Here is a 12,077-nt window from a genome sequence, read left to right as displayed (position 1 = left end):
TGCAGGGATTCGGTCACCGTGCCTTCCATTTCAATTAAGTCTTGTTTAGCCAACGTGTTTTAACCTCAATACAACTATCCCCCTAGGTTCTAAATTTTGATTATTTAATTCAGGGAGTCTTAACATATTTTATCAAATCCAAAATTATACCAACTAAATGACTTTGCCACCAAATTTGGAGTAGCGGGGTGAGGGAAGCATTTTTCCCGTGGGCTAGCTCAAAGCATAGGTTACACCGGTCGAACCATTATAAGAACCATTAGTCTAAATTAGTCGTATTAGGCTAATGGTATTAGCTACAATAGGGTCAGATGATGGCTGACCTGCCGGACGCAGGGGGTTTCCGCGCTTAAGCACGGGCTTACCCTAAAATCATTACCCTAGAACCTGTTTAATCGATTCGGTGACTTGCTCTAAGGAGAGATCACCATTAATAGATTTTAAAGCTGAGTGTTCTCGGTAAAATTCCACCAAAGGAGCTGTTTGATGGTTATAGACCTCAAGACGTGTGCGGATAGTTTCCTCATTATCATCTGTACGTCCCTCCTTACGACCCCTTTCCAATAGTCTGTCGATCAAAACCTGATCTGGAACTTCCAGGTTGATGGCACCATCCAAAGTTTGGTCAAGCTCTTGCAACAGGTCATTCAAGAAATGGGCTTGGCTGACGTTACGGGGAAAACCGTCTAATATCCAACCCTTTTGAGCATCGGGTTGATTTAGGCGATCGCGGATCAGATCTATGAGCAACTCGTCAGGCACCAATTCTCCCTTATCCATATAGGACTGAGCTTTTTGACCCAGGAGGGTTTGAGCACTAACAGCCCCTCGCAAAATTTCCCCGGTTGAAATGTGAGGAATCCCTAGTTGTTCAGCCACAATTTTGGCTTGAGTTCCTTTACCTGCTCCTGGAGGTCCTAAAAAGATTAATCTTTTCATGTGTCATGTGTCATGGGTGATGTGTCAGTTGGTTTTTGTCCTAGGTAATGAACAAAAACCAACTGACCCGAAAATTTGAGGTTCATTCACCGAAAAAAGCTGCTGCTTCCAAAGCCCAATGATTTTACTGCTTGACCATACCTTCGTAACGCTGGGAAATCACGTAGGTTTGAATTTGCTTGGCTGTATCGATGGCAACTCCCACCAAAATCAGCAACGATGTGGCACCTAATCCTCTAAATGTGGTTACACCAGTGGCGCTTTCGACTGCAGTTGGTACTACAGCTACCAGTCCTAGGAAAATTGCTCCTAATAAGGTCAGTCGGTTCAAAACTCTCTCTATATATTCACTGGTAGCTCTTCCTGGTCGAATACCAGGGATACTTGCCCCCATTTTCTTCAAATTCTGGGACATATCTACTGGGTTGATAATCAGGGAGGCGTAGAAGTAGCTAAAGAACAAAATCAACACTAAATAGACAGCAACATAGACCCAAGGAGTTTGACCATTGGGGTTGAGATAATTGGCAATCTGAATTAGGACTTGATTGATTGGGGCTAACAATCCATTGCTATTATCGCCACTAGTTATTCCAGCTAGAGATGTGGGTAGGATTAAGACGGCTGAGGCAAAGATAATTGGCATCACGCCACCTTGGTTTAGCCTTAGGGGCAAATAATTTTTCCGCTCCCGGTAAAGGCGCTTACCAACTTGACGTCTGGCAGTAATAATCGGAATGCGTCGGCTGCCTTCTTGCACAAATACAATACCGACAATCATGACTAGGAAAACTAACAGCAGCACAATTACCTTACCCACGGTTTCTCGACCCCCGGTCTGAGCCAGTTCAATGGTTTGACCCAAGGTGCGGGGCAAAACAGCAACAATATTGACAAAAATCAACAGTGAAGCTCCGTTGCCAATGCCTCGTTCAGTAATTAACTCTGATAACCACATCACGAACATAGAGCCAGCCGTGAGGGCAAGGACAGTTTCAAACACGAAGAATGCGCCTGGTTCAACAGCAAACCGCTGTGCCCACAACGATAAGCCAATACTTTGAATCACAGACCAGCCTAGGGCAACATAACGGGTAATCTGACCGATTTTTCGACGCCCTGCTTCACCTTCATTTTTCTGCAAATTTTCTAAAGCAGGAATTGCTGCGGTTAGCAGTTGTAGGATAATCGAAGCATTAATATAAGGCAAAATTCCCAAGGCAAAAATCCCTAGGGCGGAAAAACCACCACCAGAGAAAAAGTCTAAAAGACCGACAAAGGGGCTATTCTGCAGTTCTGCTGAAAATCTGGCTCGATCAATTCCTGGTACAGGAAGAAAGACACCCAAGCGGGCTAAAATCAACAAACCAACGGTGACAAGCAGCCGACCTCTAAGGCCAGCCGCTTGAGCCATTTGCATAAACGTCTCTTGAGCAGTTGGGGCTTTGTCTCGACTGACAGTCATTTAAGGTACCTCTTGAAGATACAGGAGCATAAGGGCTAAAGGGGTTACTTAGCTATAACTTCCCAGCTGCCACCAGCCGCCTCGATTTTTTGGCGGGCACCACTTGTAAAGGCAGCAGCTTTGATATTGAGTGGCACATTCAGCTCCCCATCACCGAGTAGTTTCAATGGACCATCATTGGTGGTGACCAAACCTGTCTCCAACAAGGATTCCAAAGTTACCTCAGTATTGGCGGGAAGTGATGCCAACTTACCTACGTTGATTGTAGTGTAATGTTTGGGGTTAATGACCGTAAAGTGTTTTAACTTGGGAATACGGCGATATAAGGGCATCTGACCCCCTTCAAAACCAGGTCTTGTCCCTCGACCTGAACGGGATTTTTGACCACGCATTCCAAAACCGCAGCTAGCCCCTTGACCAGCAGCAATGCCACGACCTACACGGCGTCGGCGCTTTTTGGAGCCTTGTTTGGGGACTGCATCATTGATTCTCATCGTTTTTTGTAAGGATAAAAATGTTTTTTTTGATTGACGGCTGACGCTAAACCGTCAACCTTGAGCATATTACTTTTATTTCTACCTACCTGGTTTTTAATTTATGCATAGATTTGTTCAAGGGGAATATCTCGTTCTTGAGCCACCTCTGAAAATGTGCGCAGGGAATCAAGAGAGTTGATTGCTGCTCTAGCATTATTGAGGGGGTTATTGGAACCAAGCTGTTTAGCTAAGACATTTTTAACTCCAGCTAACTCAAGTACTGTGCGCACAGCACCACCAGCAATCACCCCAGTTCCTGGAGCAGCAGGTCGCATGATCACTTTGGCTCCTACAGCCCTACCTCTAGATGGGTGAGGAATGGAATTAGTTTTGGTTAAGGGTACATCAATGAGTTGCTTTTTAGCATCAGCAACTCCTTTACGGACAGCACCAATTACATCACTGGCTTTGCCTACACCAACCCCCACTTGACCTTTTTCATTACCTACAACTACGATGGCGCGGAAGCTCAATTTTTTGCCCCCTTTGACCACCTTACTAACGCGGCGGATTTGGATAACCCGCTCTTGCCAATTACTTTCTTTTTCTTTAGAGCGGTTGTTTTTTCTCCGATTTGCCATAGTTCGCTATAGATTAAATCATGAATGATAGTAAGTAATCAAAGATTAGCTAATTTATCGCTGCTAACTCTTAACTAATTGCAATTGTCAGTTCTCAATTTTTAATTAGCATTTACTAAAAATCTAGCCCTGCTTCACGAGCAGCTTCTGCTAAAGCTTTGACACGACCATGATATAGGTAGCCCCCACGGTCAAAGACCACTTTCTTGAGACCTTTTTCTAGTGCTCGCTGGGCCACCAACTGACCCACTTTAGCTGAGGCTTCACAAGTGGCTCCAGATTTGAGTTCAGATCTCAGAGCTGGTTCTAACGTTGAAGCTGCCACTATGGTATGTTGCTGATTGTCATCGATAACTTGCACATAAATGTGCTCATTAGAGCGAAATACAGCTAATCTTGGGCGTTCAGCAGTACCACTGACTTTCCGGCGTACCCGCCTATGTCTGTGTCGTATAGATTCTTTTCGAGTAAGTTTCATAGTTTACTTCTTACCTGCTTTACCAGCTTTACGTCTGACTACTTCACCGGCATATCGAATGCCTTTACCTTTATAGACTTCTGGGGGTCGAACTGCACGAATTTTTGCAGCTGTGTTGCCTACAACTTCTTTGTTGATGCCACTGACAATCACGTTGGTGTTGTTTTCAACTTTGACTTCAATCCCCTCAGGAGGAACGATCTCCACTGGCTGGCTGTAACCAACGTTTAAAATTAGATTTCGACCTTTCACTTGAGCTCGATAACCGACTCCCTGAATGTCCAAACGTTTTTCAAAGCCTTTGGAGACTCCCTCAATCATGTTGGCAACCAAAGTGCGAGACAAACCATGACTTTCACGGGCGGTTCGGGTTTCTTCGCGCCGGGAAACCTGTACAGTTTCATCGACTTGCTCAGCTTTAATTGTATCTGGCAAAACCCACTCCAGTTCACCTTTGGACCCTTTGACCTTAACCTGTTGACCGTCTATTGTTACAGTAACTTTACTGGGAATTGGTATAGGGCGCTTGCCAATACGTGACATAAAATAATCCTCCTAACTAAAGAAGTATGAAGTATGAAGTATGAAGTATGAAGTATGAAGTATGAACCATGTCATGAATTGGTTAATCAGCTAATCCGATCAATCCTAGGTTGTTATCGAACCGTTGGGCATATACTGATCTGGCTGCTCGAACTGATGCTCTAAGCTACAGGCGCTTTCAGCTGATAGCTTAGAGCCTAGAAGATTTTTAAGTAGCGCGTCAGCTGACGGCTCTTAGTATATCCTTCATCCTTCATGCTTCATCCTTTACCATACGTAACACAGAACTTCACCACCAATTCCCCGACGCCTTGCTTCCCGGTCGGTCATGATGCCATTAGAAGTAGAGATAATAGCAATCCCAATCCCTCCCAAGACTCTTGGCAGTTCTTTACGGTTGGAGTAAACTCGCAATCCCGGTTTACTCACCCGCTTCAGGGCTCTGATAATTGGTTTACGATTGTTGCCCTTGTATTTTAGGGAAACAACTAAGTATTTTTTGACCCCTTCGCCTGCTTCCTCAAAATCAGTAATAAAGCCTTCTTCTTTGAGTACTTGGGCAATCGCCCGGGTCATTTTAGTTGATTGTACATTTGTTGTTTGATGCCGAACCAAGCAGGCATTTCTAATGCGGGTCAGCATATCTGCAATTGTGTCGTTTGCCGGCATTGTTCCTTCCTATGATTACAGGCTTATTTCTCCCGGAAAGGCATTCCCATCTCTTTGAGTAAGGCGCGACCTTCTTCGTCAGTGTTGGCAGTGGTGACTATGGTAATATCCATACCACGAATCTGATCGATGCTGTCGTAGTCTACTTCTGGAAAAATGAGTTGCTCTCGCACCCCAAGAGTGTAGTTACCACGACCGTCAAAGCTTCTAGGGCTAAGACCCCGAAAGTCCCGAATTCTTGGTAGGGCTAAGTTAATTAGCCGCTCTAGAAAGGAGTACATACGCTCTGAACGGAGGGTAACCGTGACACCAACAGGCATCCCAGCACGGATTTTAAAACCCGCGATCGCTTGTTTTGCTCGTGTGACCACCGGTTTTTGACCGGTGATGATGGCAATTTCGCTTACCGACGATTCCAGAGCCTTGGCATTTTGAGATGCCTCTCCTAATCCTCGGTTAAGACTAACTTTGACTAATTTCGGTACTTGATGAATGTTTTTGTAACCGAATTGCTCTTTTAATTTGGGGACTATTGTTTCCTGGTATAGGATTTTTAACCCTTTTGTCATAGTTTTTTTCCTTTGATTTCCCTGGGCTTGGTCAGGGCAATTGTCATTAGTTATTAGTCATTGGTCATTGACCATTAGCCATTAGTAACTGCCAAGAGTAATTTTTTTGTTACTTTTTTGAGTACTGAGGACTAAGGATTAAGCACTAGGGACTAATTAGTCAATAATCTCACCAGTTTTTTTGAGCATCCGTACCTTACGACCATCGTCGGTAAAGGTATAGCAGATGCGGCTAGCAATTTTTTCTTTATTCGAGTAAAGCATAACGTTGGAGCTATGGATTGGAGCTTCAAACGTAGCAATTTGACCTTTCTCACCTTCCTGTTGAGGCTTGACATGCTTAGTTTTGACGTTAACTCCTTTGACTACTACCTTGCTAATTTTGGGTAGCGTCCGCAAGATTTCTCCAATTTTGCCTTTATCTCGACCGGCAATCACTTGTACCGTGTCGCCCTTTTTAACGTGCATTTTGTAGCGTAATGGGGTATCTTTTTGTGCCTTCTTGCGTTTACTTGCCATCAGAGCACCTCCGGAGCAAGGGATATAATTTTTGTGAAGTTTTTCTCTCGCAGTTCCCGCGCTACAGGGCCAAAAACACGGGTACCTCTGGGATTACCATCTGCGTTTATGATTACTGCTGCGTTGTCATCAAAGCGAATACTCATACCGCTTTCCCGACGTAGGCCCTTGCGGGTGCGCACAATCACAGCCCTAACTACATCTGACTTTTTGACGCCCATATTCGGAATGGCATCTTTGACCACACCAATAATTACATCACCCACACCACCATAGCGCCGATTTCCAGCACCAATAACGCGGATGCACATTATTTTTCTGGCTCCACTGTTATCAGCAACGTTTAGGTAGCTCTCTTGTTGAATCATCAGTGTTCCTCCTCTAATAGAGTAATCAGTTATGAGTTAAACGAGTTATGAGTTAAACATTGCTAAGTTTCCAATTCCGAAAGGATTTTCTTCCGAGATCTCACGCACATTGGTAGGTCGTGGAAAACCCACATCGACTAAGGTTAACTCGCTATTTTGAGGAACTACTGACGATTTCAGCAACCATCCAGCGTTTGGTACGACTCAGTGGTCGTGTTTCTCTAATCCGAACGCGATCGCCTTCTTTACATTTATTTTCCTCATCATGAGCTTTGTATCGCTTGGTACGCACAACAATTTTGCCGTACTTTGGGTGGGGAGACCGATTTTCAATAGCCACCACCACAGTTTTGTCCATTTTGTCGCTGACCACCAGGCCAACTCTCTCTTTTGCTGCCATAATCTTTCCTATTCGTCTGATTCTGATTGTGGGGTATCACTTTGTTCTGATTGTGGGGTATCACTTTGTGAGGTATCTGTTGATTCTTTCTGAGCGAGTTGGCGTTCTCGTTCTACTGTCATTAGCTGAGCGATTCGGTGCTTCAGATGCTTAAACTGGTGAGGTTTTTCTAAGCGTTTGGTTGCCTTTTGCAGGCGCAAGTCAAACAACTGACGCTTAGCTGCTAAAATTTCCTGCTCCAGTTCGGCATCGCTCAGGCTTCTAGCATCTTCTATCTTGGGCAGAGCCATAGCTTATACCTGTTCCCCTTCACGAGAAATGAACTTCAATTTAATCGGAAATTTGTTAGCAGCCAGACGCATGGCTTCCCGAGCCACCTCTTCGCTTACCCCAGCGATTTCATAGATAATCCGACCGGGTTTAACTACTGCTACCCAAAACTCTGGGGAACCTTTTCCAGAACCCATACGAGTTTCTGCTGGACGCATGGTGACTGGTTTATCTGGGAAAATTCGAATCCAGATTTTGCCACCACGACGAACGTAGCGGGTCATTGCCCGACGACCTGCTTCGATTTGGCGGGAGGTAATCCAAGCTGGTTCTGTGGCTTGCAGCGCATAATCACCAAAGTTAATGGTACTGCCACGAGTGGCCATACCCTTCATTCTTCCCCGGTGCTGTTTGCGAAATTTTGTTCTTTTTGGACTTAACATAATTTGTTCTTTGTTAATTGAAAATCGAAAACTGAAAACTGACAATTAACAAGCAAGCAATTTGAAAATGACTAGTCATTAGTAACTAGTCATTTGACCGGTCTTCAAACTGCTGGCGGCGTTTTGGCTGACGGCGACGAGGTTGAGCTGTGTTAGGGGTAGGCTTTTCTTCTTGACCGGGAATCACTTCCCCTTTGAACACCCAAACTTTAATGCCCAAAATTCCATAAATGGTTTGAGCCGTTTTGTAGGAATAGTCAATATTTGCCCGGAGGGTATGGAGGGGAACTCGTCCTTCACGAGTCCACTCGCTTCGGGCAATTTCAGCTCCATTTAACCGACCACCTACCTGAACTTTAATGCCTTGGACATCAGCCCGCTGAGCCCGCTGAATTGCTTGACGAACCACTCGTCTGAAGGAAACTCGGCGCTCTAGTTGTTGGGCAATGTACTCGGCAATTAGGGTAGCATCTGCATCCACCCGCGATACTTCTACAACGTTGATGCGAATTTGACGACTGTTGTGCAGGGCTTTTTGCAGACCGACACGCAAAGACTCAATACCACTGCCACCACGACCAACAACTACCCCAGGTCGAGCTGTATGAATTTCTAAATCAATCTGGTCAGCTTTGCGCTCAATCCGGATGTCAGAAATTCCAGCATTATTGAGGTTTTTATCAACATATTGTCTGATTTGGTAGTCTTCCTGCAACAGAAGCGGATAACGCTTTGAGTCGGCAAACCAGCGAGAGCGATGCTCTTGCGTGATACCTAGCCGAAAACCAATTGGATGTATTTTCTGTCCCACTGTTCTTTTCTTTCCCTATTATCGAGCCATAGCGCTATTAGTGTTTGCCCTTGGTAATTCTCAATTAACTCACTAACTAATCATCTACTTCTGGAGAAACAGCCACTGTGATATGACAGGTTGGCTTGCGAATCTGATAAGCACGACCTTGAGCCCTTGGTCGATATCGCTTCAAGCTTGGTCCCATATCCGCAAAAGCTTTAGTGATGTATAAGCTAGCCGGGTCAATACCTGAATTGTGTTCAGCATTGGCAACAGCGGAGCGTAGTACTTTCAATACTGGTTGGCAAGCCCGGTAGGGCATGAATTCCAGAATGATCAGAGCTTCCCGATAGGAACGCCCTCGAATTTGGTCAAGTACTCGCCTGACCTTACTTGGAGACATTCGAATGTAGCGTGCGATCGCTTTAGTTTCTGCTGTAGTGTCTATCGCCATCGTTCCATCATTTGCTTTCTTTATAGCTACTAACTACTGAACTAATCACTTTAACGACGGGCCTTACCATCCTTAACATGTCCCCGAAATGTTCGAGTCGGGGCAAATTCGCCCAGCTTATGACCTACCATCTGCTCATTGATAAAAACTGGTACATGTGTCCGCCCGTTATGAACGGCAATGGTGTGACCTACCATCTGCGGCACAATGGTTGAGGCTCTTGACCAGGTTTTAATCACCTGTTTTTGGCCTTTAGCATTCAAGGTTTCAATCTTAGTCAGAAGACTATCGGCTATAAAAGGACCTTTTTTTAATGAACGACCCATAATTCAACGCTCGTTAGTTTTTAGTTGTTAGTTGGTAGTTAATAGTTGCTAGTTTGTAGTTAGTAGTTGCTAGTTACAACCTTTAACCTGCTAACTTTAACGTTCAACTCCTTAAGAATCGCGACCGCCGCGCCCTCGCTTCGAGGATTTCCGCCTACGCCGGACAATTAAAGAACTACTTTGCTTTTTGACCTTACGAGTTTTGGCTCCCAAGGCTGGTTTACCCCAGGGGGTTACTGGACCACTTCTACCAATCGGAGCTCTACCCTCACCACCGCCATGGGGGTGATCTACCGGGTTCATTACACTGCCCCGTACTTGGGGACGACGGCCTCTATGTCGATTGCGACCAGCTTTGCCTAAACTCAAGTTTCTCGCTTCAACATTACCGACCTGTCCAATAGTGGCGTAGCATTCTTTACGCAACATCCTGACTTCACTAGAGGGCAGCTTTAGGGTGACATAGTCACCTTCTTTTGCTTGCACTTGAGCAGTTGCCCCGGCAGCACGAACAATCTGTGCTCCTCGCCCTGGGATCAGTTCAACGTTATGCACGTTTGTGCCTAAGGGAATATCCTTTAGGGGCAAGGCATTGCCTATTTCGATGGGAGAGTCAGGCCCAGATATGATGCTTGACCCCACTTCCAAACCCACAGGATGCAAGATATATCGCTTTTCCCCATCTTGATAGTAGAGGAGCGCAATCCTAGCATTCCGATTGGGGTCATACTCAATTGCTGCCACTTTTGCTGGAATATTGTGCTTATCCCGGCGGAAGTCAATTACCCTGTATAGACGCTTATGTCCGCCACCGCGATGGCGACAGGTAATAACACCGCGATTATTGCGACCTTTTTTACGATGCTTAGACTTGGTTAGGGATTTTTCTGGCTCAGTCCGAGTAATCTCAGCGAAGTCTGAGACAGTACCCTGACGAGTGCCTGGGGTGTATGGTCTATAGCTACGGATGCCCATAACAAGTATTTTTTACTTAGTTTGTCTTGACTAGTTTGTCTTGACTAGTTTGTCTTAACAATTGACAATCTACCAATTGGCAATTAATCAAATTAATAATTAGCATTTAGCAATTAGCCAGTTTTATACGTCTGGGAATAGAGTAATGGAATCTCCTGGAGCTAGGGTAACAATCGCCCGTTTGTACTGGGGTTTGTAACCTACAAATCTTCCCACTCGACGCTTTTTACGTGGCGGACGTAGGGTATTTACTGCCACCACTTTCACTTCAAAAAGACTTTCAATCGCGGCTCTAATTTGTGGCTTTGTCGCTTTGATAATCACATCAAAGACATACTTGTTCTGCTCCATCAGTAGGGTCGCCTTCTCAGTCACAATTGGGCGAATCACCAAATCAGCAAGGTCACGGGGGTTATACTCAGTCATTGTAAACCTCCTGAATTTTGGTAAGAGCCGTGTTAGTGGTCACGATTTTATCAGCGGCTATGATATCATAGATATTCAAGTTGGTGGCATAAATCAACTTGACAGTTGCTAGGTTACGGACTGACAAATAAACCTTTTCTTCTGGCTGAGCTAGGATTATGAGAACTTTTGACTCAGGCTCAATTCCCCACCGACCAATTGCTGCCACCACATCCTTGGTTTTGGGTCGTGGTAGTTGCTCAACAAATTCCTCTACCACAATCAAATCCTCGGCTCGACTCATAAACGCTGTTCTTAGAGCCAAGCGACGCTCTTTGCGGTTCATTTTCTGGCTATAGTCTCTGGGTTTCGGACCAAAGATCACACCACCACCACGCCATAGGGGTGAACGATTCGAACCAGCACGAGCACGACCGGTTCCCTTTTGTCGCCAAGGTTTGCGTCCTCCACCTCTAACTTCGGAACGAGTTTTTGTACAAGCATTGCCTTGACGAGCATTGGCCATTTGTCTAACCAGTGACCGGTGAACAATGTGGGCAGCGTTTTCTTCTTTGGCAACTCGCATCTGGAGTGTTGCCTGCCCTACTTCTTCCCCTTGCCAGTTTCGCACTGAACAATCTACCATTTGTTCTCTCCTTCTTAGGGACCAAGCATTTAGCAATTAGCTGTTAGCTTTTCAGCACTCAGTGCTAGTAGTAAAAATAAACAGTTACATATACATCAGGCTTACACCTAACGATGAGGGAGCTAATTGCTTTTTCGTTCTGACTAACGTCCGACTTTATTAGTTGGTGCAATGCTCAATAGTGTCCCTGGTTTACCGGGAACTGCACCTTTAATCAGTAGCAAATTGCGCTCTGCATCTATCTTGACTAACTCAAGTTTGCGAATTGTCACCTTGGTACCGCCGTAACGACCAGCCATTTTCTTACCTGGATAGGTACGACCAGGGGTTGTCCCTGCTCCAGTGGAACCTGGGAGGCGGTGGTTTTTGGAACCATGAGCCATCGGTCCTCGCCTGAAGTTGTGACTTTTCTGATAACCGGCAAACCCGCGACCAATGGTTTTACCGCTGACATCGACAATTTGACCAATACTGAACATATCGGTATTGACTGGCTGACCCAGTTCAAACTTACTGCTATCATCCACGCGGTACTCACGTAGGTGGCGTAAGGGTCCATTTTACTTGGCGCAACCGGTCTCGATTTCATGACGGCGGTAACGGCTTCTGCAACCTCTATCGCCAACGTCGGACCTGGTCTGGGCAATACAATTGGACCTTCCGGTAACTTTTCGTCTCTGACGCCCGCTGCAAAAATC

At 45.4% G+C, this 12,077-nt stretch carries 19 protein-coding genes and 1 pseudogene; all 20 read right to left on the bottom strand.

Annotated features, from left to right (window positions below):
• Window positions 1-375: 375 nt before the first annotated feature.
• Window positions 376-939 carry an adenylate kinase gene (locus tag F6J94_RS20970; protein WP_293043879.1) on the bottom strand — a complete coding sequence of 188 codons (564 nt, stop codon included), beginning with the start codon at window positions 937-939 and terminating at the stop codon, window positions 376-378.
• A gap of 124 nt (window positions 940-1,063) precedes the next feature.
• Window positions 1,064-2,404: a preprotein translocase subunit SecY gene (gene secY / locus F6J94_RS20965; RefSeq protein ID WP_071102175.1), complete on the bottom strand. Its 1,341-nt coding sequence runs from the start codon at window positions 2,402-2,404 to the stop codon at window positions 1,064-1,066.
• 44 nt (window positions 2,405-2,448) lie between these two features.
• Window positions 2,449-2,898, bottom strand: a complete 450-nt coding sequence (gene rplO / locus F6J94_RS20960) for a 50S ribosomal protein L15 (RefSeq protein WP_070390675.1) — start codon at window positions 2,896-2,898, stop codon at window positions 2,449-2,451.
• 101 nt (window positions 2,899-2,999) lie between these two features.
• Window positions 3,000-3,521: a 30S ribosomal protein S5 gene (gene rpsE / locus F6J94_RS20955; protein WP_008191187.1), complete on the bottom strand. Its 522-nt coding sequence runs from the start codon at window positions 3,519-3,521 to the stop codon at window positions 3,000-3,002.
• 115 nt (window positions 3,522-3,636) lie between these two features.
• Entirely contained in the window at window positions 3,637-3,999 is a 363-nt protein-coding gene (gene rplR, locus F6J94_RS20950; protein ID WP_008191189.1) for a 50S ribosomal protein L18, read from the bottom strand.
• Between the two features lie 3 nt (window positions 4,000-4,002).
• Window positions 4,003-4,542, bottom strand: coding sequence for a 50S ribosomal protein L6 (gene rplF, locus F6J94_RS20945; protein WP_293043878.1), 540 nt, complete (start codon window positions 4,540-4,542; stop codon window positions 4,003-4,005).
• 267 nt (window positions 4,543-4,809) lie between these two features.
• Window positions 4,810-5,211: a 30S ribosomal protein S8 gene (gene rpsH, locus F6J94_RS20940; protein WP_008191196.1), complete on the bottom strand. Its 402-nt coding sequence runs from the start codon at window positions 5,209-5,211 to the stop codon at window positions 4,810-4,812.
• A gap of 23 nt (window positions 5,212-5,234) precedes the next feature.
• The gene (gene rplE, locus F6J94_RS20935; RefSeq protein ID WP_293020893.1) at window positions 5,235-5,780 is read right to left on the bottom strand and encodes a 50S ribosomal protein L5; all 546 of its coding nucleotides are present in this window, start codon (window positions 5,778-5,780) and stop codon (window positions 5,235-5,237) included.
• A gap of 156 nt (window positions 5,781-5,936) precedes the next feature.
• On the bottom strand, window positions 5,937-6,299 hold the full coding sequence (gene rplX, locus F6J94_RS20930) for a 50S ribosomal protein L24 (protein WP_293043877.1): 363 nt from the start codon (window positions 6,297-6,299) through the stop codon (window positions 5,937-5,939).
• Window positions 6,299-6,667, bottom strand: coding sequence for a 50S ribosomal protein L14 (gene rplN, locus F6J94_RS20925; protein ID WP_070390681.1), 369 nt, complete (start codon window positions 6,665-6,667; stop codon window positions 6,299-6,301). The genes rplX and rplN overlap by 1 nt, the downstream gene beginning before the upstream one ends.
• 151 nt (window positions 6,668-6,818) lie before the next feature.
• On the bottom strand, window positions 6,819-7,067 hold the full coding sequence (gene rpsQ, locus F6J94_RS20920; RefSeq protein ID WP_071102179.1) for a 30S ribosomal protein S17: 249 nt from the start codon (window positions 7,065-7,067) through the stop codon (window positions 6,819-6,821).
• An 8-nt stretch (window positions 7,068-7,075) separates the two neighbouring features.
• Window positions 7,076-7,357, bottom strand: a complete 282-nt coding sequence (gene rpmC, locus F6J94_RS20915) for a 50S ribosomal protein L29 (protein WP_293020896.1) — start codon at window positions 7,355-7,357, stop codon at window positions 7,076-7,078.
• A gap of 3 nt (window positions 7,358-7,360) precedes the next feature.
• Window positions 7,361-7,780, bottom strand: a complete 420-nt coding sequence (gene rplP, locus F6J94_RS20910) for a 50S ribosomal protein L16 (protein ID WP_071102180.1) — start codon at window positions 7,778-7,780, stop codon at window positions 7,361-7,363.
• A gap of 85 nt (window positions 7,781-7,865) precedes the next feature.
• Window positions 7,866-8,591: a 30S ribosomal protein S3 gene (gene rpsC, locus F6J94_RS20905; RefSeq protein ID WP_293043876.1), complete on the bottom strand. Its 726-nt coding sequence runs from the start codon at window positions 8,589-8,591 to the stop codon at window positions 7,866-7,868.
• Window positions 8,592-8,667: 76 nt separating this feature from the next.
• Window positions 8,668-9,027 (bottom strand): 50S ribosomal protein L22, encoded by a 360-nt coding sequence (rplV, locus tag F6J94_RS20900; RefSeq protein WP_071102182.1) that lies wholly within the window; start codon window positions 9,025-9,027, stop codon window positions 8,668-8,670.
• Between the two features lie 50 nt (window positions 9,028-9,077).
• A complete protein-coding gene (rpsS, locus tag F6J94_RS20895; protein WP_071102183.1) occupies window positions 9,078-9,353 on the bottom strand; it encodes a 30S ribosomal protein S19 in 276 nt (91 codons plus the stop codon).
• Between the two features lie 111 nt (window positions 9,354-9,464).
• A complete protein-coding gene (rplB, locus tag F6J94_RS20890; RefSeq protein ID WP_070390685.1) occupies window positions 9,465-10,328 on the bottom strand; it encodes a 50S ribosomal protein L2 in 864 nt (287 codons plus the stop codon).
• 123 nt (window positions 10,329-10,451) lie between these two features.
• Complete coding sequence (locus F6J94_RS20885) at window positions 10,452-10,754, bottom strand: 50S ribosomal protein L23 (protein ID WP_075895721.1); 303 nt, start codon at window positions 10,752-10,754, stop codon at window positions 10,452-10,454.
• Window positions 10,747-11,379, bottom strand: a complete 633-nt coding sequence (gene rplD / locus F6J94_RS20880) for a 50S ribosomal protein L4 (RefSeq protein ID WP_293043874.1) — start codon at window positions 11,377-11,379, stop codon at window positions 10,747-10,749. The genes F6J94_RS20885 and rplD overlap by 8 nt, the downstream gene beginning before the upstream one ends.
• A 143-nt stretch (window positions 11,380-11,522) precedes the next feature.
• Window positions 11,523-11,936: pseudogene (gene rplC / locus F6J94_RS20875) on the bottom strand (50S ribosomal protein L3); the annotation flags it as partial.
• Between the last annotated feature and the right edge of the window lie 141 nt (window positions 11,937-12,077).

It is taken from the genome of Moorena sp. SIO1F2 (genome assembly GCF_010672755.1).
Classification (GTDB): domain Bacteria; phylum Cyanobacteriota; class Cyanobacteriia; order Cyanobacteriales; family Coleofasciculaceae; genus Moorena.
Note: the sequence above shows the minus strand (reverse complement) of the source record. Positions and strands in the feature narration are given on the sequence as shown.

What these genes read in the sequence shown, in the direction of transcription:
- F6J94_RS20970 (WP_293043879.1), bottom strand. Translation starts at nt 939, where the DNA reads ATGAAAAGATTAATCTTTTTAGGACCTCCAGGAGCAGGTAAAGGAACT.
- secY (WP_071102175.1), bottom strand. Translation starts at nt 2,404, where the DNA reads ATGACTGTCAGTCGAGACAAAGCCCCAACTGCTCAAGAGACGTTTATG.
- rplO (WP_070390675.1), bottom strand. Translation starts at nt 2,898, where the DNA reads ATGAGAATCAATGATGCAGTCCCCAAACAAGGCTCCAAAAAGCGCCGA.
- rpsE (WP_008191187.1), bottom strand. Translation starts at nt 3,521, where the DNA reads ATGGCAAATCGGAGAAAAAACAACCGCTCTAAAGAAAAAGAAAGTAAT.
- rplR (WP_008191189.1), bottom strand. Translation starts at nt 3,999, where the DNA reads ATGAAACTTACTCGAAAAGAATCTATACGACACAGACATAGGCGGGTA.
- rplF (WP_293043878.1), bottom strand. Translation starts at nt 4,542, where the DNA reads ATGTCACGTATTGGCAAGCGCCCTATACCAATTCCCAGTAAAGTTACT.
- rpsH (WP_008191196.1), bottom strand. Translation starts at nt 5,211, where the DNA reads ATGCCGGCAAACGACACAATTGCAGATATGCTGACCCGCATTAGAAAT.
- rplE (WP_293020893.1), bottom strand. Translation starts at nt 5,780, where the DNA reads ATGACAAAAGGGTTAAAAATCCTATACCAGGAAACAATAGTCCCCAAA.
- rplX (WP_293043877.1), bottom strand. Translation starts at nt 6,299, where the DNA reads ATGGCAAGTAAACGCAAGAAGGCACAAAAAGATACCCCATTACGCTAC.
- rplN (WP_070390681.1), bottom strand. Translation starts at nt 6,667, where the DNA reads ATGATTCAACAAGAGAGCTACCTAAACGTTGCTGATAACAGTGGAGCC.
- rpsQ (WP_071102179.1), bottom strand. Translation starts at nt 7,067, where the DNA reads ATGGCAGCAAAAGAGAGAGTTGGCCTGGTGGTCAGCGACAAAATGGAC.
- rpmC (WP_293020896.1), bottom strand. Translation starts at nt 7,357, where the DNA reads ATGGCTCTGCCCAAGATAGAAGATGCTAGAAGCCTGAGCGATGCCGAA.
- rplP (WP_071102180.1), bottom strand. Translation starts at nt 7,780, where the DNA reads ATGTTAAGTCCAAAAAGAACAAAATTTCGCAAACAGCACCGGGGAAGA.
- rplV (WP_071102182.1), bottom strand. Translation starts at nt 9,027, where the DNA reads ATGGCGATAGACACTACAGCAGAAACTAAAGCGATCGCACGCTACATT.
- rpsS (WP_071102183.1), bottom strand. Translation starts at nt 9,353, where the DNA reads ATGGGTCGTTCATTAAAAAAAGGTCCTTTTATAGCCGATAGTCTTCTG.
- rplB (WP_070390685.1), bottom strand. Translation starts at nt 10,328, where the DNA reads ATGGGCATCCGTAGCTATAGACCATACACCCCAGGCACTCGTCAGGGT.
- F6J94_RS20885 (WP_075895721.1), bottom strand. Translation starts at nt 10,754, where the DNA reads ATGACTGAGTATAACCCCCGTGACCTTGCTGATTTGGTGATTCGCCCA.
- rplD (WP_293043874.1), bottom strand. Translation starts at nt 11,379, where the DNA reads ATGGTAGATTGTTCAGTGCGAAACTGGCAAGGGGAAGAAGTAGGGCAG.